Origin of the sequence: Shewanella sp. 6_MG-2023, assembly GCF_030547195.1 — a bacterium.
GTDB lineage: Bacteria > Pseudomonadota > Gammaproteobacteria > Enterobacterales > Shewanellaceae > Shewanella.
In genome coordinates this window covers 57,261-79,025 of sequence record NZ_JAUOQU010000022.1, presented here as the reverse complement: position 1 = coordinate 79,025, position 21,765 = coordinate 57,261, and the positions used below count along the sequence as shown (strand labels likewise).

16 protein-coding genes are annotated in these 21,765 nt (G+C 43.3%); 9 read left to right on the top strand and 7 right to left on the bottom strand.

The window, feature by feature from the left end:
- Window positions 1–64: 64 nt before the first annotated feature.
- Window positions 65–460 (bottom strand): MAPEG family protein, encoded by a 396-nt coding sequence (locus tag Q4533_RS13670; protein ID WP_102440300.1) that lies wholly within the window; start codon window positions 458–460, stop codon window positions 65–67.
- 219 nt (window positions 461–679) lie between these two features.
- Between Q4533_RS13670 and Q4533_RS13665 the strand changes: the two genes are divergently transcribed.
- On the top strand, window positions 680–4,168 hold the full coding sequence (locus Q4533_RS13665; protein ID WP_303502926.1) for an indolepyruvate ferredoxin oxidoreductase family protein: 3,489 nt from the start codon (window positions 680–682) through the stop codon (window positions 4,166–4,168).
- 22 nt (window positions 4,169–4,190) lie between these two features.
- Window positions 4,191–5,570 (top strand): FAD-binding oxidoreductase, encoded by a 1,380-nt coding sequence (locus Q4533_RS13660; protein WP_102519712.1) that lies wholly within the window; start codon window positions 4,191–4,193, stop codon window positions 5,568–5,570.
- A gap of 59 nt (window positions 5,571–5,629) precedes the next feature.
- Here Q4533_RS13660 and Q4533_RS13655 read toward each other — a convergent pair whose 3' ends face one another.
- Complete coding sequence (locus Q4533_RS13655) at window positions 5,630–6,886, bottom strand: D-amino acid dehydrogenase (protein WP_303502925.1); 1,257 nt, start codon at window positions 6,884–6,886, stop codon at window positions 5,630–5,632.
- 35 nt (window positions 6,887–6,921) lie between these two features.
- A complete protein-coding gene (locus Q4533_RS13650; protein ID WP_102475793.1) occupies window positions 6,922–7,293 on the bottom strand; it encodes a RidA family protein in 372 nt (123 codons plus the stop codon).
- A gap of 309 nt (window positions 7,294–7,602) precedes the next feature.
- On the opposite strand from Q4533_RS13650, the gene Q4533_RS13645 reads away from it, so the two are divergent.
- Window positions 7,603–8,322, top strand: a complete 720-nt coding sequence (locus tag Q4533_RS13645; RefSeq protein ID WP_102440306.1) for a Crp/Fnr family transcriptional regulator — start codon at window positions 7,603–7,605, stop codon at window positions 8,320–8,322.
- 194 nt (window positions 8,323–8,516) lie between these two features.
- On the opposite strand, the gene Q4533_RS13640 is transcribed toward Q4533_RS13645, so the two are convergent.
- Window positions 8,517–10,697, bottom strand: a complete 2,181-nt coding sequence (locus tag Q4533_RS13640; protein ID WP_303502924.1) for a TonB-dependent receptor — start codon at window positions 10,695–10,697, stop codon at window positions 8,517–8,519.
- A gap of 330 nt (window positions 10,698–11,027) precedes the next feature.
- Here Q4533_RS13640 and Q4533_RS13635 point away from each other — a divergent pair, with 330 nt between their 5' ends.
- From Q4533_RS13635 to Q4533_RS13620, 4 genes are all read left to right on the top strand, one after another.
- Window positions 11,028–12,575, top strand: coding sequence for a M81 family metallopeptidase (locus Q4533_RS13635; protein WP_303502923.1), 1,548 nt, complete (start codon window positions 11,028–11,030; stop codon window positions 12,573–12,575).
- A 36-nt stretch (window positions 12,576–12,611) separates the two neighbouring features.
- Complete coding sequence (locus Q4533_RS13630; RefSeq protein ID WP_102440309.1) at window positions 12,612–13,946, top strand: MFS transporter; 1,335 nt, start codon at window positions 12,612–12,614, stop codon at window positions 13,944–13,946.
- 336 nt (window positions 13,947–14,282) lie between these two features.
- On the top strand, window positions 14,283–15,503 hold the full coding sequence (locus Q4533_RS13625) for a threonine/serine exporter ThrE family protein (RefSeq protein WP_102440310.1): 1,221 nt from the start codon (window positions 14,283–14,285) through the stop codon (window positions 15,501–15,503).
- Between the two features lie 397 nt (window positions 15,504–15,900).
- Window positions 15,901–17,451, top strand: a complete 1,551-nt coding sequence (locus tag Q4533_RS13620; protein ID WP_303502929.1) for a ShlB/FhaC/HecB family hemolysin secretion/activation protein — start codon at window positions 15,901–15,903, stop codon at window positions 17,449–17,451.
- A 48-nt stretch (window positions 17,452–17,499) separates the two neighbouring features.
- Here the strand turns inward: Q4533_RS13620 and Q4533_RS13615 are convergent, their stop codons facing one another.
- Window positions 17,500–17,925, bottom strand: coding sequence for a DUF6491 family protein (locus Q4533_RS13615; protein ID WP_102440311.1), 426 nt, complete (start codon window positions 17,923–17,925; stop codon window positions 17,500–17,502).
- A gap of 112 nt (window positions 17,926–18,037) precedes the next feature.
- On the bottom strand, window positions 18,038–18,988 hold the full coding sequence (locus Q4533_RS13610; RefSeq protein ID WP_303502922.1) for a LysR family transcriptional regulator: 951 nt from the start codon (window positions 18,986–18,988) through the stop codon (window positions 18,038–18,040).
- A gap of 448 nt (window positions 18,989–19,436) precedes the next feature.
- Here Q4533_RS13610 and Q4533_RS13605 point away from each other — a divergent pair, with 448 nt between their 5' ends.
- Together Q4533_RS13605 and Q4533_RS13600 are read left to right on the top strand one after the other, a co-directional pair.
- Window positions 19,437–19,985, top strand: coding sequence for a carboxymuconolactone decarboxylase family protein (locus Q4533_RS13605; protein WP_102519720.1), 549 nt, complete (start codon window positions 19,437–19,439; stop codon window positions 19,983–19,985).
- 208 nt (window positions 19,986–20,193) lie between these two features.
- The gene (locus tag Q4533_RS13600) at window positions 20,194–20,850 is read left to right on the top strand and encodes a DsbA family oxidoreductase (RefSeq protein ID WP_303412310.1); all 657 of its coding nucleotides are present in this window, start codon (window positions 20,194–20,196) and stop codon (window positions 20,848–20,850) included.
- Window positions 20,851–21,023: 173 nt separating this feature from the next.
- Here the strand turns inward: Q4533_RS13600 and Q4533_RS13595 are convergent, their stop codons facing one another.
- Entirely contained in the window at window positions 21,024–21,713 is a 690-nt protein-coding gene (locus tag Q4533_RS13595; RefSeq protein WP_102530826.1) for a haloacid dehalogenase type II, read from the bottom strand.
- Between the last annotated feature and the right edge of the window lie 52 nt (window positions 21,714–21,765).

Here is a 21,765-nt window from a genome sequence, read left to right as displayed (position 1 = left end):
TAAAAATAAAAAACCTTATAAATACAGTGGGAATAGTAAAACTCCCACCTTATCAAGTACTCAGTCATAAGCCTAAAAATAAACCGATATTAACCACGGCTAAGCTGACAATAATTATCCAGGTGATTAATACTCCCCAAAAGCGGCCAAAATGATAACCGCCTTTGCCCTGCGTTAAGCCAATGGCATGTAACAAGCGCGCGAATAACCACAAACTGCCAAACAAATGTAAAAACGGTGCTGAAAGCCCATTCACTTCAGCCACCAAGATTAATAGCAGCGCAAATGGCGCGTTCTCCACAAGGTTAGCGTGCACGCGATCTGCAATAATTAACTCTTGATTACCCTCATTGCCAATACCAATCTTCAGCCCTTTTCTAAGCTTTACCACTCGTAAACTAAAATAAATGGCCATTATGGCCGTTAAAGCGATATATAACCCCGATACACTGGCGATCATTTGAACTCCTTTTAAATGCTGTTAAGGCTTCACTATATGCTAAATATCAGCTTTGTTTAATGAAAAAAGCGATTTTTATCATCACAGCGGCAAGGCTTACAAAAGCCTAATTTTGAATTTATTTAACAAATGTCACCTATATTGCAGTCATCATAATTCACATGTTCTAACCTAAAAATCGATTGATAACACCAAATATGACTCGAAGGAACAGAGCAGATGAAACATAGTGACATCACTTTAGAAGATAAATATAACAATACATCTGGTCGTATCTTTATAAACGGCAACCAAGCTTTAGTTCGATTACCGCTAATTCAAGCGCAATTAGACAAAAACCAAGGCTTGAATACCGCGGGTTATATTTCAGGTTATCGAGGCTCGCCACTAGGGGCATTAGATAGTTATATCTGGAAAGCCAAAAAGCGTTTAGATCAACATAACATCACCTTCCAACCTGGGGTCAATGAAGACCTAGCTGCTACGGCGATTTGGGGCACCCAGTTACTCGACACCATACCCGAGCCTAATGTCGATGGCGTATTTGCCATGTGGTATGGCAAAGGGCCCGGTGTTGATAGAAGTGGCGATCCATTTAAACATGCAAACTATGCTGGCACCCATGAACATGGCGGCGTGTTGGTGGTTTACGGTGATGACCATCCTGGTAAATCATCGACTATTTCACATCAAAGTGAACAAGCGTTAGCGGCAAATCTTATTCCCTCACTTTACCCTGCCGATGTCAGCGAATTTATCGATTATGGTATTTTAGGTTGGGCGCTGTCTCGTTATAGCGGCTTATGGGTAGGCTTTAAATGTGTGAATGAATCAGTGGAACAAACCGCTACCATTGATATTAATCTCGACAATATAGATATCAAACGTCCTAGTCGAGATGACACCCCCACAGACAGCATCAATCTCAAAACCAGTGGCTTTATCCCGCCGCAAACCAATGAAACCAATGTCATTACTCACCGCTTGCCCTTGGTGCATCGCTTTATTAAAGCCAATAATCTTGATCAGGTTCGCGTAGCCAAAAATGACAACGCCTCACAAAGAAGTCTGGGTATTGTCACTGCCGGTAAAGCCTATAACGATGTAATGTCGGCCCTGGCATTATTAGAGATCGACAATGATCTTGCGCAAACACTGGGGTTATCGGTATTCAAATTAGGTTGTATCTGGCCCATCGAGCCCAGCAAATTAACCGACTTTGCCCAGCAGCAACCTGAATTACTGGTTATTGAAGAAAAGCGCGCCTTTATTGAAGAGCAAATAAAATCAATCCTGTTTGGCAAACAAGGTGCCACACGGGTTATTGGTAAACAGGATGAAAATGGCCTCGCGCTCGTCAGTGCCGATGTGCAGTTAGAGCCACTCACACTGGCCTTTATCATCGCTGAGCGCCTGCGCATTAATGGTCAAACTCACCCCAAGGTTGACGCCGCAATTGTGCGTTTACGCTCAAAGCTTGACCCTAAAAGTTGCGCCACCAGCTTACCTAGAACCCCTTACTTTTGCTCTGGTTGCCCCCATAACACCTCCACAAAAGTACCTGAAAACAGTATCGCTATGGCTGGTATTGGCTGTCACGCCATGGCAGCATTTTATCGCAAAGACACCATGATCCCTTGCCATATGGGCGGTGAAGGCATGCAGTGGGTGGGCTTAGCCAAATACACTAACACCAACCACGTGTTTCAAAACCTAGGCGATGGCACCTATTATCACTCTGGCTTAATGGCAATCCGCGGAGCCATCGCGGCCAAGGTCAATATCACCTATAAAATTTTATATAACGATGCGGTTGCCATGACTGGCGGCCAGCCAGTGGATGGGCCAATCTCCGTCGCTGAAATTAGCCAACAAGTGACCTATGAAGGCATTAGTAAATGCGTGATTGTCACTGACTCGCCACAGGCATACGCCAATAACCCAGACATCGCCAAAAACGTTGAGATTTATCATCGTGACCGCTTAGACATGGTGCAAACCATGCTCAGCAAAATAGCAGGTTGCACCGTATTAATTTACGAGCAAACTTGTGCAGCAGAAAAGCGTCGCCGCCGTAAACGTGGCTTAATTGCTGATCCAACTAAACGCTTATACATTAATGCTGACGTGTGTGAAGGCTGCGGCGATTGCTCAGTTCAGTCAACATGCGTGAGCTTGCAACCTAAAGTGACCTCGAAAGGCATCAAGCGTCAGATAGATCAGTCCAGTTGTAATAAAGATTACAGCTGTAATAAAGGCTTTTGTCCTTCGTTTGTTACCGTCATTGGTGGCACCCCGAAAAAGGCCGCTGCCACCGCGATTTCAGCAGATGTGTTTGCCACGATTCCCGCGCCTACCGCGTGTAACATTGATGATAACTACAATGTCATGATTGCAGGGATTGGCGGTTCAGGGGTGATCACTGTCGGGGCGATATTAGGCATGGCAGCTCATATTGATAATAAAGCCTGCTCAATTTACGACATGACCGGCTTGTCGCAAAAAAATGGCGCGGTTTACAGCCATCTTAAATTTGCCAACTCACCTGAGCGATTATTTAGCCCTAAAATTGATACTGGCAGCGCCGATTTAATTTTAGCATTCGATTTACTGGCGACCCTAGATCCGCACATCATTAAAATCATTAATGATCAACATACTCGCCTAATTGGTAATGCTGCCATTGCGCCACCAGCAATATTTCAATTAAACCCACAAGCGATCCCCACTGAGTTTAAAGAGCAACAATCGTTAACCCAATTATTAGGCCGCGATAATGTCGATTTTATCGATGCTTCTAACATCGCCCAAAAACTCATGGGAGATACCATAGGCGCTAATTTATTTGTGGTGGGCTTTGCCCTGCAAAAAGGGGCGTTACCGCTTTCAGTTGCCTCAGTTGAACACGCCTTACGCCTTAATGGTGTGAGTGTTGACTTTAATCTCAACGCGTTAAATTTAGGCCGATTATTGTGTTTTAATCCTGAATTTTTCTCGCAATTACTGACCACTGACAGCCAGCAAAATATTGCGACCACCGCCTTTAGCGCCATTGAAGATGGGGCTGAGCATCTCAGTCATTATCAAAGTAATGCCTATGCCGAACAATACCGTGAGTTTATTGAACAAGTCAGCCAAGCAGAAAAAGCTGTGGCTGAAAATTCTGACCGCTTAACCTTAGCGGTAGCCACTAATCTGAGTAAATTAATGAGCTACAAAGACGAATATGAAGTGGCGCGTCTGCACAGCTCAGCGACGCTTATGCAAAATTTACATAACGATTTTGACGGCGACTTTAAGGTTAAATTCTCTCTCGCACCGCCTTTGTTTAGCAAAAAACACCCAGATACTGGTTTACCGATTAAGCGTGAATTTGGCCCATGGATCTTAACGGCGTTTAAAGTGTTGGCTAAATTTAAGTTTTTGCGCGGCTCTAAACTAGATATGTTTAGCTATACCAATGAAAGAAAGATGGAAAGGCAGTTAATTAAAGATTATCAAGCAGATATAAAGCATATCATCGAAAACCTGAATCATGATAATTTACCACTCGCCATTGAAATCGCTCAGCTACCGCAAATGATTAAAGGCTTTGGCCATATTAAAGAAAACAATATTAGCGCCACACTCATGGCCAAAGGAAAGCTATTACATCAATTTACCCATGGCCCAGATAAATCAGCCATTCAATTTAAAGAAGTTAGCTAATACATAGCTACAGAGAGTGAATATGATAGATATTATAAAAAAGATAACCGCTATCGTAGGTGATAAAGGCATTATCCTTGGGGATGACGTTGCCAACAGGCCTGCTTACTCTTATGGCAAAGGACAATGCCAAGCACTGGCCATAGTGCGCCCTGCTTCAACCGAAGAGCTATCTAAGGTGATGAGCCTTTGCCACCAGCAGGATCAAACCACCATCCCTTGGGGCGGGTTAACCGGATTGGTCAATGGTACCTATGCAACAGCTGACGATATTGCGATTTCGTTAGAGCGCATGACTCAGATTGAGTCCATCGATAATCAAGCGGGCACTATGACAGTGCAAGCGGGCGTGCCGCTACAAGTAGTGCAAGAAAAAGCCGCCGCACAAGATTGGTTATTTGCTCTGGATTTAGGCGCCAGAGGCAGCGCCACTATTGGCGGAAATATTGCCACCAATGCTGGCGGTAATAGCGTGCTTAAATATGGCATGATGCGTGAACAAGTCTTGGGCTTAGAAGCGGTTTTAGTGGATGGCACGGTTATTTCGTCATTAAACAGTATGCTAAAAAATAACGCCGGTTATGATCTTAAACAGCTATTTATCGGCACCGAAGGCACCTTAGGTATCGTCACTAAAGCCGTGTTACGCCTGCACCCTTTGCCCAGCAGTCGCAATACTGCCATTGTCGCCGCAACCCAGTTTGATGCTGTTGCCAAGCTACTGAAATTACTCAACAGTCACTTAAATGGTCAGCTATCGGCATTTGAAGTGATGTGGGGCAATTTTTATCAATTAATGACCGACTCAGACAAGCACAATACGGTTATCGACAGTGGCTATCCATATTACGTGTTAATTGAAGCCACAGGCCATAACGCCGAGCGCGACGCCGTGCAATTTGAAGAAGCGCTAATGGCTGCGTTAGAGCAAGATATTTTAGTGGACGCCGCAATTGCTAAGTCAGAAAGTCAGCGTGAACAGTTATGGGCCATGAGGGATGATATTGACACTGTCATCAGCGAGTTAAACCCACTGTTTGCCTTTGATATTAGCCTGCCTATTGCCAACATGGAGCAATATATTCAGCAAGTTGAAAGCCAAATTATGACGCAGTGGCCCCATGCAAAATTCATTGTATTTGGTCACTTAGGTGATGGTAATTTACATTTAGGCATTTGTGTTGGTAGCTATGATGAGCAGACTAAGCATCAAGTGCAAAGCATTGTTTATCAGCAGCTAAAACCTTACGCTGGCTCGATTTCTGCTGAGCATGGCATTGGTTTAGATAAGCTTAAATACTTACATTGCTCCCGCACTGACAACGAAATAGCCTTAATGAAACGCTTGAAGCTCGCTTTTGACCCTAAAAATCTTCTCAACCGCGGCAAGGTTTTCCCTTAGAGGTGGTAATAAATGTCAGCGTAGCAAGCCATTCAGGTTTGCTACCCTGTCCAATTAACTCAGCGATTAACTGCATAATCAGCGAGAGATATTTCAGGGCGCTCGCCACTAATAAGGTCTGCAAGCGCCTTGCCAGAGCCTGCCGCCATCGTCCAGCCTAAATGCCCATGGCCAGTATTAATATATAAATTATCAATTTTTGAGCGACCAATTAGCGGCACACCCGATGCTGACACCGGTCGTAAACCCGTCCAACTTTTGGTGGTTTCAGGGTTCACAAAAGCGCTAGATTCAGGATAAATCGCCTGCAATAAATCATAAAGATTCTGCAACCGCCCAGGATTTAACTGGGTATCATAACCGTTAAACTCTGCCGTACCCGCCACCCGAATTCGATTCCCTAGCGGCACCACCCCAGCGTGAAGCGAATGATCTATCACAGGCATGCTAGGCCCGCCCTGCCAGCCATCAAGCGCTAGGGTTAATGAATAACCTTTACAGGGGCGAACCGGAATATTAACGCCCACTTGTTTAGCTAATAACGGCGTGTAACTGCCTGCAGCCAATACAAATGCATCGGCATCTAACTGGCCTTGGCTAGTGTTAATGTGGGTGATTTTGCCCTGGTGCTTAATAATATCGCTTACTGTGGTGTTATATAAAAACTGCACCCCTACTTTTTCAAGGTAAGTTGTTAGCTCAACACAGTATTGATGGGCATCGCCAAAGCGATCTTCAGGAAAATAAATACTCCCCGCAACCTTATCGTTTAGCGGGGCCAATGCAGGCTCAAGTTTAAAGGTGTCATCACGGCTGAGCATAGTAAACTTAACCGCTTCAGGCTGAAGAAACTCGGCCATGGCCAGCACTTCATCCAGCTCCTGTTGCTGACGACAGACCTTAATGGTGCCACTGCCACCACCCAGATCAGTCAAACCGATTGCTTGAGTCATATCATCAAGCACATCTAGGGTGTATTTCGCCATGCGGGTGTTACGAAAAATACTTTGCTCGTAGGTTTTACGGCGAGAGTTTTTTAGAAAGGAGAGCCCCCACAATGCCAGCGAGGGTAATGCTTTAGGTCTGAGTAGTAATGGCGAGTCTTCTTTGCCAATCATTTTTAGCATATTAAAGAACACACCTGGTGCATTCCAAGGATCTGACAAACTGGGGGTCAGTAAGCCGCCGTTGGCAAAACTGGTTTCAAGCCCTGCACTTTCACGTCGATCAATCACTGTGACTTGATGCCCTTGAGCATGTAGCTGATAAGCGGTGCTCAAGCCCAACAGTCCACTACCAATAATAATGATATTCATGTTTTCCCCTCAAGCATTACAGCGCTAATTGGTGGCTAATCTTTTATCGCTAACGCTTCAATTTCAATGCGCGCACCCGGGATCAATAAATCAGATCTCACAGTCGCTCTAGCAGGAGGATTATTAGGGAAAAATTCAGCATAGGCCTGATTAAAGGCGGCAAAATCTTCAACGTGGGTTAACCAAATGGTATTTTTTACAATGGCGTCCAGCGTTAAATCTTGCTCTGCCAATAAGTTTTTGATGTTGGTTAGCACTTGCTTGGTCTGCACGGTGATATCACCATCCACTAATTGATTGTTCTGATCAAACGCCATCTGCCCAGATAAAAAAATAAACCCACCAGCAGCAACTGCTGGAGAGAAAGGTAAGCCTAAGGCATTGTTACCTAATACTTGTTTAGCCATTTAAATTCAACCTTATATCAATGATGTCATGATGATTAAAAATCATTATAGGAGTAATTATTTGGCCAACACTGCAATCAAGATGACACTTGGGTAACTCTTGTTAATAAAAAAACACTAACTGCACCCGCATGTAACAAATTAGCACCATTTATTACTATGCTGTCGACCTCAGTCATGGTAGATATAATTAGCAGCCTTTTAGGGTGATGGCTAAATTTTTTACAAGAAAAAAGCCAATATAACAATAAAATATGGCCGTCAATTTCAGCATAAATACTAAAAATAATAACCAAAGTGAGCTCTAGTATGTCGAATACAGCTAATTGGATTGCGTTATTGCCGCAACACATTCAAGACGAAGTAACCGCTACATTTAAAATAAAACACTTTAGTGATGGAGAGCACATTTACAGAAAAGGTGAATCAGGTGCTGGCGCGGGTCAATATCAAATACTCAGTGGTACGGTCCGTCTAAGAGTTATTGCAGACAATGGTAAAGAAGCCACTTATGTGATTTATGGTGAGGGTGACTGCATCGGTTTTTTATCCGCTATTGATAATGATGTACGCCCGCAAGATGTTATCGCCATTGGTGAGGTCAAAGTCGGTAAAATTTTATCGAAGGACTTCGAGCAATTAACTGAAAAATATCCCATTATTTATAAAACACTGTGTGAGCATGTGGCCTATCGTATTCGAGAGGTGTTTAACATGTATGAGTATGGGTTATTTTTTAATTTAGAGCGCCGCTTAGCCAATCAAATATTATTTTTACTGGCCTTTTCAGCCACTAATGTTCCTAACTCTGCTTGCCAAGAGCTTGAATTTACCCAAGAGATGTTAGCCTCTTCAGTAGGTGCGACCCGTCAGGCCATTAACAAGTTACTGAAAGATTGGTCAGATGCCGGATTTATTGAATATCACTATGGAAAAATCCGTATTTTAGATTCTAAGCCGTTAGTCAAAATATCTGGGGTGGATAAAATGATCACCTCTCAAGTGGCTGTTAAAGCCATCGCGTCATAGGCGTAAATAGGCTTAATTGCCCGCAAGTTATGGGATGAGTTAATGACTGCAGTGACGAGTTGAAGTTAATAGCTCACTTTAAACATTAAGTTAAATAGCATCAAAAAAGCGCAGATTATAAAATAATTTGCGCTTTTTATTTATCGTCAAAACCAAGGTTAAGCGTTAGCTAGACCAAGGTTACACCTGCAAGGCTAAAACTTATATTGTCCTTTAACGCCATAGGTTCTTGGCTGGCTGTACTGAGCACGTCCTATGCCCAAAAATGAGGTCGAGTTATGAATTTGCGACACATCATCTGCCAGATTTTTACCCCATAAGAACACATTCCATGCGCCTGACTCAGCTTCAAAGCCAATTCTTGCAGCGCTTTCACCGCGCTCTTGGTTTAAGTTACTGACGGCATTATCTGGGTTTGAGTAAAACTTATCCCGTTTGAAGTAATCAGCCTGAACCACAAAATCGCCATAGTTCAGTGAATAACGATACTCAGCGCCAATGCCATAGGTATATTTAGGCGCTTCAGCTAATTGATTACCCGAGAAGTCAGTACCAGGGCCTGCTGGCTCTGGAAAAGCTTTAAATTCAGCATCAGTGTAACCATAGTTTGCCCACAACTGTAGACTGTCGATAGGTTGCCATTGCAGCTCAAGCTCAAAGCCTTTACTTTCAACTTCTGCGGCGTTGGTTATGGTGATAGCCGTGCCACCTGATGGCAGTTGGGTAAAGCTTTGCACCTGATAATCATCATGTTGTGAGATAAACACATTGGCATTTAGATTTAAGGTGTTATCTAAAAATGGCGACTTAAAGCCAATTTCATAAGAATCAACCGACTCATCTTCAAAAGGTAACGCTTCGGCATCATTGATTAAGTCGGCATTATAACCACCGCTTTTAAAGCCGCGAGAATAGCGGGCAAATAGCAGTAAATCTTCAACAGGGATCCAATTTAAGCTCACCGTAGGTGATACATCTGATGCGTCACGTGACTCTTTGGCTGATAAATTAGTAAACAAGCCTGAAGTATCAACAATGGTGTAATCAATAGCTTTCTCTTCATAGGTGTAACGAAGACCTGCGGTGATACTCCACTGATCAGTAAATCGATAATTACCGTGGGCAAATAGCGCATATGAATCGGCATCAACATTAGCTACACGGCTAGCACCAACATACACTGGTGGCGCAGCTGGGTTAAGTGCAGGTGCAAAGGCTTGGACATCTGAGTCACCCTCAATACTTTGGGTTAGGTAGTAAGCGCCAACAATGTAATCAAAGCTTTCATAGGCAGGAGAAGCGAGTCTTAACTCTTGAGAGAAGTGAGTTGAGTCTTCTGTTTGAAATTCAGTAAAGGCATAGGGCAGTGGCGAATAGTCTTCATCCACATCACTTAAGTTCCATTCTGAGCTACGTAGGCCTGTAACCGATGTTAATTGGAATTCATTGGCAAAGGTATGATCAATGGTCAGCCCGCTGCCTTTAATGGTGCTATCTAACCTTTGGCTTGAATCTAATGACACCACATTGACATCCGGTGCGAGTGGATCATCGACTTTTTCACCCAGTAATACGTTGGCTTTATTTTCAACATAATCAAAGCTTAACGACACGTTGGTATTCTCACCCGCATGCCAATAAAATTGCGCTCGGGTTGCCAGCTCATCTTTATTATTGAATTCATCAACAAATTTATCTGCTGGGAGGATCACCCCCAGCGGATCGCTGTTTTCAACAAAACCATCACGATCGGTTTTCGTCACTGACAAGCGCCCTGAAAAATCTTCAGAAAATGGAACATTAATACTGCCGTTATAGCTTTGCAGGCCAAAATTGCCAATATCCACACCTAAACGCCCGCTCAGCTCATCTGAATGTGGTCGTTTAGTAATAATATTAATCGCACCAGCAACGGTATTTTTACCAAATAGGGTTCCCTGAGGGCCGCGCAATACTTCAACACGTTCAACATCTAACGCGGATTGGTTAGCAGCTGATGAGCGCCCAACCCAAACGCCATCAATATATACCCCAACGCGGTTATCGTAACCTGGATTACGTGAGCGATCACTAATACCGCGAATACCAAAAGATGGTGACGACTCTATGTACCCAGTGACAATCATGTTCGGCACACTAAATTGCATGTCTCGCACATCTTGCGCGCCTAGCCTTTCAATATCGGTCTCGTTCATGGCACTGATGGCAATAGGGACTTCATTAATTGATTGGGCGCGTTTTTGTGATGTCACCTGAATGACTTCAATACCTGTGGCGTTGTCTTGTTGCGTAGGGTCATTTTCTTGTGCATAGCTTGGAGCACTAAGCCCCAGCAAAACCACACTAATTGCGATACCTAATTGTGTTCTCTTCATCGTCGCACCTGTTTATTTATTTTTGTTTATTGGATTATTTTTATAAGCAAAAAACAGCACGCTCCCAAACTGCGCAACTCAACAACTTTGCCTTTATCTAGGGGTAACAAACTGATTAGAGGCAATCTGTCACCCAGATTACAAAGTGGTAACTTTCACGCAACAAACAAAAGGATTTCATCTTAACATTTGCCAGCAGCGTCTTTGTCACTGGACTGACAACTGCTGTTTCGGCGCATAATGTTCAGCAAATGTAATCAATGTGACAGTGTGGTGATTGCTTAAGCCCCTATCTTAACGTTAACGTTTTGATTACAAGTTGGTGGTGGCATGAAAGATTCAAATAAAATTCGCGTGGGGATCGGTGGGCTATTTCATGAAACAAACACCTATGCCACAGAGTTAACTGGGCCGACAACCCTTAAAGATTTAGTGGTGTATGAAGGTGAAGCGCTATTAAAGCTTGCGGGTACTGCCATGGGCGGCGCTATTGATGCCTGTCTCGAAAATGACTGGGAAATCGTCCCAACAGTATTCATGCACGTTAACACCACATTCGGCACAGTTACCGACGATGCTTATGCCGCCGTCAAGCAGCAGCTGTTATCAACATTAGCCAATGAGCCAGTCGATGTATTTTATTTGATGGTTCATGGCGCAGGTATCGTCCAAAGCACCTCAGATTTAGAAGGCGATCTGGCTAAGTCCATCCGCGAGGTCGTTGGGGTTGACACCAAAATCGTTGCCTCAACTGATTTACATGGCAAAGTGACAGATCTTATTGCTCGTGAATATGACTATTACACCACCTGTAAAGAATATGCCCACGTAGATTTTAATCCTTGCGCCAAAGAAGCACTACTCACTGGGGTTAGCGCCTTTTTAAATCAACTGACGCCCACCATGAATTACCAGAAAATTCCGATTTTATTGCCGCCTTCAACCACCATGGAGGCAGGTACCTTTGGCACCTTAATCCGCGATAAGTGCCTTGCCTATGAACAAAATCCTCAAATACTCAATTGCTCGGTAATGCACGGTTTTCCCTATCAAGACACTGAATATTGCGGCATGTATGTATTAGTGACCACTGACAACGATATTGTGTTAGCTGAGCAAATTGCCACTGAATTTGCCCAATGGATTTGGGACAACAGACAACTCAGCCTTAATCTGCCACCTAATGTCGATCAAACCATTGCCATCACAACCGATATTCTTGCCACTAAAGGCCTCTATCAAGCCCCTGCCGCTTTTTGGGAAAATGATAATAAACCGATTGTGATTGCAGATATCGGTGACAATCCCGGTGGCGGCTGTACCGGTGACACAACCCATTTGCTGAGTAAAATCCTCACCACCGACTTGGGTAAAGTGGCCTTTTTTAATATTCGCGATTCCCAAGTGGTAAAGCAAGCGATTGAGGCGGGTGTTGGCGCAACGATTAGTGTCAATTTAGGTGGCAAGTTAGATCCACTTCGCAGTGGCAATCCTATTGCGTGCACAGCTTATGTAAAGTCGATTTCTGATGGCATAGAAACCATTCGTGGCCCTATGTTAAATGGTGTGAGCTTCGATTTAGGCCCTTCAGTGAGACTCACCGTTGGCCAAGTGGATGTGATTGTGCAAACCGGTTTAGGCCAAGCTTTTGACGATGTATCGGGGCGTGCCCACGGAATTGATATTTATGAATACGATGTGGTTTGCGTTAAATCATCAGCACATTGGCGCGCCTTCTACCAAAAAGTAAGTGATCACTTACTGATGGCTGACTCACCCGGGCTTACCACCGCCAGAGTGGGCGAATTTGCGCATACCAAGCTCACGCACCCTATATATCCCATTGATAATGATGCCAGCTTTCCCATTAGCGCGTAAACGCTTCGCCGATAACAATAATAACAAGGATCATTTATGAAAAGTTCCAGCAATGTCATCAGCGACGATGGCGCATTAAACGCCGAAAACCGGCCCACAACTGCCGAAGATAGCAAGGCGACCAATCGCTATTATGTGCTGTTTATGCTGGCGCTAGTGTGCGCCTTGGCTTATATGGACCGCTTCGTATTGTCGGTGTTAATCGAACCAATAAAGCACGACTTAAGCCTTTCTGATACGCAGCTAGGTTTGTTAACCGGCTTTGCATTCGCCTTTTTCTATGCTGTGTTTGGTATTCCCATTGCCAGACTGGCTGATAAATATAATCGTCCGCTGATTATCTCAGTGAGCGTGGCGCTGTGGAGTGCCATGACCGCAGCTTGCGGTATGTCAGTTAACTTCATTCAACTACTATTAGCCAGAATTGGCGTCGGAGTGGGTGAGGCAGGCTGTATTCCTGCCAGTCACGCCATGCTGGGGGACTTATTTCCCGGTAAACAAAAAGCCTTTGCGATTGGTATTTTCCAAGCTGGCGGCACCGTTGGTATTTTAGCGGGATTAATTTTAGGCGGCTTACTGGCCAACAGTGTGGGTTGGCAAATGACCTTTATTTTTATGGGCCTGCCCGGTTTAATCGTGGGCTTGGTGGTTTGGCTGACAGTAAAAGATAACAGAGGCCTAGATAGTGTCAGCAATCCGCTCATCAATGCTGATAATGATAAGCTCAACCTTATTGCGACCATCAAACATCTGCTAACACAAAGAACCTATCGAAACCTGATGTTAGGGCTATCTATGGGCGCGTTTGGTAATTATGGCATTGTGCAGTGGCTACCGTCATTTTTAATCCGAACCCATCACATGAGCCTTGAAGAAGTCGGTGTTCTTTATGGTTCGGTAATGGGCTTTGGTACCTTGTTTGGTACCTTGGCAGGGGCGTTTTTAGCCCCTAAGATTATTGCTAAAGATCAGCGCTGGGAAGTCAAATGGGCCGCATGTTGCTTTGTGATTGTCATTCCAATCTTTATCGGCAGCTTTTTAGTTGCTAACTCAACGCTGGCACTGGGGCTATTATTTTTAGGGGTATTTACCTTATCAACTGGGACTGGGCCATCATTTGCCGCAGTGCAAACCGTTGCAGGGCCTAAAATGAAAGCCATGGCCGTGGCACTAACCATGCTGTGTATGGCAATTTTAGGTCAAGGCTTTGGACCATTAGTGGTTGGCATGGTCAGTGACGCTTTAGTACCACAGTTTGGCGAGCAATCACTGCGCTATTCCCTCAGTATCTCAATGATTATTTTGGCATGGGGTGCGATTCATTTATTTAAAGCATCTAGCACTATCGTTAAAGACAGTCAGTCGCTTTAATTAACCTGTCATCAACGGCTTAGGTAATACCTAGGCCGTTAGCTATAACATTGCCATCATAGATACCTGTCTGCTTGCTGGTTTTACAGCCAAAAAATCAACATGGCTCGTCGCTAACCTCTGCCTTTAATCCCCCCTTTGACCTGCGCTTTGAGCGTTAATACCTCAGCTTAAACATTTCTGGTCTACAGTATGTATAAACTAAATTATGCCAATGCTTTTTAACCGACTGATAAAATCGTAAAAATAGCCAAATGTAGGTATTCAGTAAAGCACATTTCGGTTACTATGCGCGCCAAATAACGACTCCCTTTTACCCTAGAGTGACCATGCAAAATGAACGATGACAACTTCATTGAAAAACGCCGATTTATCATAAGATTAGGTAAGGCGTTGCACAAATTTGGCACCCCGGCATATCGCCTTGAGTCCCATTTACAAACGGTCTCTACTACCTTGGGGATTGAAGGCTATTTTTTGATCTCGCCCACTTCAATGACCTTCGTGTTACAGCATGATACTGAGCAAGAATATAATCATGTGGCGCGGGTCAAACCAGGGGAGTTAGATTTAGGCTCCCTTGCCCGCACGTTTGATTTAGTTGAAGAGCTAACCACAGGTCAGCGCACCTTAACCGAAGCCCTTAATCGCCTAGAAGAAATTGCCAACAAGCCTAACCCTTACGGCCATAAATTAACCTTGCTGTCTTTTGGCGTCAGCGCCGGCGCTTTTGCGATGCTGATGGACACCAGTTGGAATGATGTGTTCTGGTCAGCCATGCTAGGGCTACTGGTTTATGGCATGGTTTTTTGGGCTGAGCGCTCGTCACGAATGGCAGAAATGCTTGAGCCCCTTGCGGCGGTGATATGTGCGATTCTTGCCTGCGGTATTGCCATATTAGACCCTAGTATTAATATTCCTGTGGTGATCCTCTCTGGGATTATTATTTTTATTCCCGGTTTAGCATTAACACTGGGGCTTGCGGAGTTAGCCGCGCGGGATCTCATCTCAGGCACAGCCAGAATTATGGATGCGATGATGCTGCTGTTTAAGCTGTATTTTGGCGCCGTATTAGGCATGACACTGGGTAAAGTCATGTTTGGCGAATCAGTGCATATTGAGCCTTACGCGCTACCAATTTATGCCTCGTGGGCGGCGGTGCCATTACTCTCAATGGCGTTAGTGATTATCTTTAAAGCCCGCCTTAAGGATTCACCTTGGGGCATTTTTGCCGGTATCGTGGCGTATTTTTCAGCCATGATTGGCGGCTTATATTTAGGCGAGTCTATTGGTATTTTTGTCGGCGCACTGGCGGTGGGCATTTACTCCAACTTATTTGCCCGTTGGATGAAAGCACCGGTATCCATTGCCCTACTTCAAGGCATTGTTATTTTGGTGCCTGGCAGTAAAACCTATATCGGCTTAAACGCAATGATTTCAGGTGAAACCATGCTCAATCAGGCCCATATTGGCTCACAAGTGTTCTTGATTTTTATGTCACTGATTGCTGGGCTTATATTCGCTAACGTCATCGTACCGCCAAAGCGAAGTTTATAGCTTCTTAAATAATAGCTTCTTATATAATAGCCTCTTATATAACCGCCCTTTTAAAATGGCCCTCTAAAAAAGGCCCTCGGCAACACCAACAAGGGAGCACATCGCTCCCTTGTTGATTTTTACGCAAAAAAGCAGCGAAATTCAAAATACCCGCCATACTAAGATAAGGCATTTAATTTCAGCTGTTGAAATTTTAAATGCTATTTACTCAATAGCTTAATTAGCTATCCCTTCTATAAATAATTGAGTAGGTACCATAATAAAAACTAATAATATTGTGATAATTCGCGCTAATTGCGCTTTAGCCATTATCCTTGTTATTACCTTGATTATCTCTATCGCCGCGGCACATGCTGAGCAAATTAACAACCTGCAGCATTCAGCCTCGGCATTGGTAATGACAAACAGCAAAAACCAGTCAACCCCCTTTACTGTCGATAACATTATCGTGCAGAGCAATGCTATTTTTGATGAATCAGACCCTGATGCCTTCTTTATTCACCACTGGGCCAACTGGCTACATATCAACACCACTGAAGCAACGATCCTCGATAAGCTTACGTTCACTGAAGGCGATGAGGTAAATCAAAAAACCTTTGCAGAATCCCAGCGCTTACTGCGAGCCGAGCCTTACCTGCGAGAAGCCAAAATTTATCTCGCAGAAAAAGATCCTCGCGCAGAGAATGAGCAAGATACTGTGGTGGTGGAAACCTGGGATAATTGGTCACTCTTGCCCACCTTCAGCTTAAGCTCTAGCGGTGGTGAAACTAAGTTTTCTGTCGGGATAAAAGAAGATAACTTGATGGGACGCGGCATTAAAACCCGCTTTAAATATCAATCAAATGCTGATCGAACCGGTTATAAGTTTGGCATTTCAGCACCACTAAAATTCATCAAACACGCCACAATTGCTGCCAATTGGTATGATAATAGTGATGGTCAAGCAACCCAACTGTATTTTAATAAGCCGTTTTACTCACTAGATACCCCCGATAGGTATTTCGCAGAATACTTAACCGATCAACGTATTGATACCTTAAGACAAAATGGCCAAGACGTTAATGAGTTTGAGCATAATGTCGATTATGCCGCTATCGGCTATGGCTGGCTTATTGATAAAACAGAGGCGGATTTATCGCGAATTAGCTTAGGTTTTACCCAAGATAAACACCAATTTGAGCCCAGTGAGACCTTCCCAAATCAAGCCTTGCCTGAAGACAGAGACTTTTTATACCCTTGGGCAAGTTATGAATACTTACAAGATGATTATAAGGTGTTTACTAATATCCATCTAATTAATAATCATGAGGACTTTAACTTAGGCTGGCGTCACTTTGTGCAATTAGGCATTGAGACTCGCGATGTCGCCGAAGAGTCTTCTGTAGGCTATCACCTAACGGTCAGTAGCAGTCGAGGCTATCAACAACAAGATAATTTATTCTTATTTAATCTTACTGGTGAAGCCAGCTTTAACACCAGCCAAGCCGATTACTATAATATCAGCATCCAAGGTGAATACTTCTACCACATTAACCCTAAATGGACCGCCTACGCTAAAACCCGCTTAGCCAGCTCGCAAAATAATTACCTCGATGACCCCTTTGCCCTAGGCGATGATACAGGGGTAAGAGGTTATCCTAACGACTATCAATATGGTGATAATCAATGGTTGCTCACAGGAGAAGTCCGCTATTATCCCAACATCAATTTATATCAACTTGCTGAACTTGGCTGGGCCACCTTTGTGGATATTGGACAGGCGTTTGGCGGGCCTGATGACAATAATGAAGTCAACGCCCCCATTGGCAGCATTGGCATTGGTGCCAGAGTGTATTCATCAAAATCCAGCTACGGTAGTGTCGGCCATATTGATTTCGCGGTGCCCTTTACCAGCGGCGAATATGTCGATGATTGGGAGTGGCGCTTTCAAGTGAAAAATCGTTTTTAAACTGACACTTGTCGTTACTGCTGCAAGCTTAATTTTACTCTCTAACCACTAAGGCTTTTTAACCGCTGAAAAGCCTGCTATTTTTTGTTTCACTTGCTGTTCTTGCTGTTTATCATCAATGCGATAGATGCTTTTTATTCGGGTGGTGAATTGCGGCTCTGCCGCGGTCGATACCGTATCAAAACCCGCTTCAACTGTCCCCAGTTTCGATGAGACCAATAAGGCTTGTGCAAACTGCAAATTATTATCAATGCCATCAAGCACCAGTAAATAACTTTGCCTTGGGCGCACGTCAATAAATAAACTACGGCTATCGATACTGCGCCAACTATCAAGTCGAAAATGACTAATCGAGTTAACCTGCTGTAACTCATCAAACTGATACATGGCCGCTTTTTGCTTACTGGCTTGCGTTGCGGCGCAGCCAGTAAGTAATAGCATGAATCCTAAGCTCATCAACTTGTTTACAGACATGGTATACCCTCCTTTTAATTCATTGCGACTGAAAACAAACACTTTCAAAAACAACTACTTACACCACACTTTTCACTTACAATGAATAACCATCACTAAAATTAGTTTCAGTTTATTTATATAAGTTTTTATAATTCGGTACGTGTTCAACCCACTTAGGTGGCGTGCCAATATATTGCTGCACCGCTTTAATAAACTCACTCACTAGCAGGGTTTGCTTACGATGCGGATAGACAGCATATATGCCAGTATCCATAGTGGAAAGTGAATAGCGGGTTAATAATGGCACTAATTTAAGCTCAGTAATCGACTGATTTAAATTAAATAAATCAATATGAGTGTAACCTAAGCCATCCTTCACCGCTTCAATAATGGTTCTGACATCGCTGACTTTATAATTCCCCTGCATTTTATAGTTTTTAAACTGTTCGCCATGGGGCTGCTGGGATAAGCGCATCTGATCTAAGATGACATTACCATTGCTATAAATAACCGCAGGCAATTGAATTAACTCTTCTGGGGTTTTCGGGTGACCATGCTCCGCCAAAAATGCCTCTGAAGCCAAGATGGCAAAGTGAGTATTAGCAATTTTTTTAGCAATCAAATTCGACTCTGTGAGCTTGCCAATCCTAAAAGCCACATCAAAATGATCAGAAATGATATCGGCGCGTTTATCATCCAATGACAGGGTAACTTTAACATTGGGGTATTGCTTCATAAATTGGCTGATGACAGGTTGCAGATACTCCTGACCAAAGAAGATAGACGAGGTAATTCTAATAATCCCTTTCGGCTCAGACTGATATGAATCTGCAATATTTTGGATTTGATTTAGGGTATCTAATAAAGTCTGGGTTTGTTCGAGGATCTCTTCCCCTGCTGAGGTTAATGAAAACGAGCGCGTTGAGCGATTAAGTAATTGCACCCCTAATTCGGCTTCCAACTTTTTGATTTGCTTTGACAGTAACGAGTTATCCATATCGTGCAATGCCGCCGCTTTAGTAAACGAACCCTGCTGCACGACATCAAGAAAAAGACTCAGCTGTTTAGTAATCGATTGCATTTATCATGTCCTTGGAAGCTTCAAGCAACTTCAAATAAGCTTGAATAAGCTCGAATAAGCGTACTCAGCTAACGTTGATTAAACTAATCATAGCTTGCTGCCAAACTGAATCCAAACAAAGTCGCCGCCTAATAGTTGATATAAGCTTCAAGTTTACGATTGCTCAGTATCAATAACTTCCCTCAAGCCCTTATGCTTATCTTTGCCCTGAGAAAAAATGGCTATCACTCAACAATTACGTCGAGAAATTAAACTTAAACCTACGCTTTTTCAATGCATTAATCGCAAAACACTTTTTATTTTGAACAATCGTTCAAAATAAAGCTTGAACGATCGTTCAATTAAGTCTATATTTATTTCACACAATGAAGTTACCCCCTATTTTTTACTAGAGCTAACTGACTTGAACTAAATTATTTATAAGAAGATTCAAATTCGGAGCATCATCATGAGCAAATTTACTATTCACACTATCGAGTCTGCACCACAAGCAAGTAAAACGATGTTAGAACAGTCTTTAAAAAGCTTTGGCATGGTGCCCAATCTTCATGGAGTGCTTGCTGAATCGCCGAATACCTTTGAGGCCTATCAAACACTGCATAACCTATTTGAAAGCTCATCTTTCAATGCCGAAGAATTAACGGTAGTGTGGCAAACCATTAATGTTGAACATGGTTGTACATACTGTGTACCAGCCCATACTGGCATCGCCCATATGATGAAAGTGGATGGCGCGTTAACTGAAGCACTGAGAAATCGCACCGCAATGCCAACCGCTAAATTACAAGCACTACATGACACAACATTGTTGATGGTGCGTAACCGTGGCTTGTTATCTGATGCTGAAATGGAAGCCTTCTTTGCGGCAGGTTATGGCCAGCAACAGTTACTGGAAATCATTTTAGGTCTGTCACAAAAAGTCATTAGCAACTACGTAAACCATGTTGCTCATACTCCGGTGGATAAGCCTTTTCAACAATTTGCTTGGGAAAAGTAGCCGCTAATTCAGCGCCCACCAATAAGTAAGACATTTACGGTTAACATTAAAGCTGATAATTATCAGCTTTAATCATTTTCAAAGCTAAATCCAAGTACAATTCTAAATTCGAACCTAAGTTCAAACCTAAGTACAAACCTAAGTACAAACCTAAGTACAAGCCCAAGAAAAGCATAAGTCCAAAATCACATAGCAAGGCAGGTGTAATATGTCAGATAAAATTAAACTCGATATCGTTTCAGATGTAGTTTGTCCATGGTGTGTGGTCGGTTACAAGAGTTTGCAGCAAGCCATTAAAGAGCTGGGGATAGAAGACAAAGTTGAACTTGAGTGGCAACCTTTTGAACTCAATCCTGATATGCCTACAGAAGGTGAAGAATTACGTGCACATGTGGCGCGTAAATATGGTTCAAGTGCTGAAGATAGCGCCAAAGCCAGAGAAAATATTGCCCAGCGCGGCGCCGAATTCGATTTTGAGTTTAACTTTGGCGACGATATGCATATCGTTAATACCTTTGATGCTCATATATTGCTGGATTACGCCAAAGGTTTTGATAAACAAACTGAATTGAAATTACGTTTGTTTAGCGCTTACTTTACTGAGCATAAAAATGTCTCAGATAGAGCAGTATTGGCCAATGAACTGGCAGCTATTGGGCTTAACGTCGATGAGGCTATGGCATTATTAGACAACCCCGACATCAGAGAGCATATCAGCGCTGAAAAAAACCAATGGACCGCTGCGGGGATTTCTTCGGTACCGACGGTTATATTTAACCGCACTAGTGCCTTAAACGGCGCTCATCCGGTTGAGTCATATAAACAGGTACTGACGCAACTATTGGCAGAGTTAGAAAGTAACTAATGGTGAGACTTTTTTAAAGCCGATGACATAATAAACGGATGATAAATATCATCCGTTTTTTAGTTTATGAACCCGCTGTTGATGGGATTTATCCCGTTCTGCTTTAAGCTTTTAGAGCACGGCTCATTAACTTCACTGCTAAATAAGCTTTGGTAAATGTTATCACTGCGGCGTTAAGTCTCTTTAATCGCAAATTGGCTCATCATATTATCTAATGCTAGTAAATCAGTGGCGATCACATTGGGCTGAATCTCCCAAGGGTCAAATATCGCCGTTGGTGATCGCTTAACCCAAGCTGCTTTAAGCCCTGCCGATATAGCCCCCGTCACATCAAAAGAATTACTGGAGATTAACCAAGTTTGACTGGCGACTGAGCCTGACACTTGCAAAAAATGCTGATAAATAGCCGGATTAGGCTTAAAGGTATTGATCTCATCGGCGCTCACTATCGCTTCAAATAACTCAATAAGGCCTGCTGTTTGCAATAATTGCTCAACCGCTTTGGCAGTACCATTTGAAAAGGCAAATAACCGATAACCTTGGGCTTTAAATGCCAGCAAGCCTTGCTTTACTTCTGCAAATGCTGGCAAGGTTTTATAGCGTTCTAGTAAGGCTTGTTTTTGGCTTGAAGATAAAGATATTTGATAATACAGGCAGGTATAATCTAGCGCTTGGCGGGTACACTCACTAAAAGGAACATAATTGTTCATCAAGCCTCTGCGAAACGAATACTCTAATTGTTTCTCGCGCCAAGTAGTTGAGAACCCAAAGGCTTTATCACCCACCAGCGTTTGCAATTGTGCCAACAGCCCATGGGTGTTAATTAGCGTGCCATAAACATCAAAAGCCAGTGTAATAGCCATATTCATCCCTTAAAAATAAAATCATTTATTTAGAGGTTTTACTTTAGTGCTC

Excerpts from the sequence above, each read along its gene's own strand:
- Q4533_RS13665 (WP_303502926.1), top strand. The coding sequence starts at position 680 with ATGAAACATAGTGACATCACTTTAGAAGATAAATATAACAATACATCT.
- Q4533_RS13670 (WP_102440300.1), bottom strand. The coding sequence starts at position 460 with ATGATCGCCAGTGTATCGGGGTTATATATCGCTTTAACGGCCATAATG.
- Q4533_RS13615 (WP_102440311.1), bottom strand. The coding sequence starts at position 17,925 with ATGTCTGTAAACAAGTTGATGAGCTTAGGATTCATGCTATTACTTACT.
- Q4533_RS13600 (WP_303412310.1), top strand. The coding sequence starts at position 20,194 with ATGTCAGATAAAATTAAACTCGATATCGTTTCAGATGTAGTTTGTCCA.
- Q4533_RS13605 (WP_102519720.1), top strand. The coding sequence starts at position 19,437 with ATGAGCAAATTTACTATTCACACTATCGAGTCTGCACCACAAGCAAGT.
- Q4533_RS13635 (WP_303502923.1), top strand. The coding sequence starts at position 11,028 with ATGAAAGATTCAAATAAAATTCGCGTGGGGATCGGTGGGCTATTTCAT.
- Q4533_RS13660 (WP_102519712.1), top strand. The coding sequence starts at position 4,191 with ATGATAGATATTATAAAAAAGATAACCGCTATCGTAGGTGATAAAGGC.
- Q4533_RS13655 (WP_303502925.1), bottom strand. The coding sequence starts at position 6,886 with ATGAATATCATTATTATTGGTAGTGGACTGTTGGGCTTGAGCACCGCT.
- Q4533_RS13595 (WP_102530826.1), bottom strand. The coding sequence starts at position 21,713 with ATGGCTATTACACTGGCTTTTGATGTTTATGGCACGCTAATTAACACC.
- Q4533_RS13630 (WP_102440309.1), top strand. The coding sequence starts at position 12,612 with ATGAAAAGTTCCAGCAATGTCATCAGCGACGATGGCGCATTAAACGCC.
- Q4533_RS13625 (WP_102440310.1), top strand. The coding sequence starts at position 14,283 with ATGAACGATGACAACTTCATTGAAAAACGCCGATTTATCATAAGATTA.
- Q4533_RS13645 (WP_102440306.1), top strand. The coding sequence starts at position 7,603 with ATGTCGAATACAGCTAATTGGATTGCGTTATTGCCGCAACACATTCAA.
- Q4533_RS13620 (WP_303502929.1), top strand. The coding sequence starts at position 15,901 with ATGACAAACAGCAAAAACCAGTCAACCCCCTTTACTGTCGATAACATT.
- Q4533_RS13610 (WP_303502922.1), bottom strand. The coding sequence starts at position 18,988 with ATGCAATCGATTACTAAACAGCTGAGTCTTTTTCTTGATGTCGTGCAG.
- Q4533_RS13640 (WP_303502924.1), bottom strand. The coding sequence starts at position 10,697 with ATGAAGAGAACACAATTAGGTATCGCAATTAGTGTGGTTTTGCTGGGG.
- Q4533_RS13650 (WP_102475793.1), bottom strand. The coding sequence starts at position 7,293 with ATGGCTAAACAAGTATTAGGTAACAATGCCTTAGGCTTACCTTTCTCT.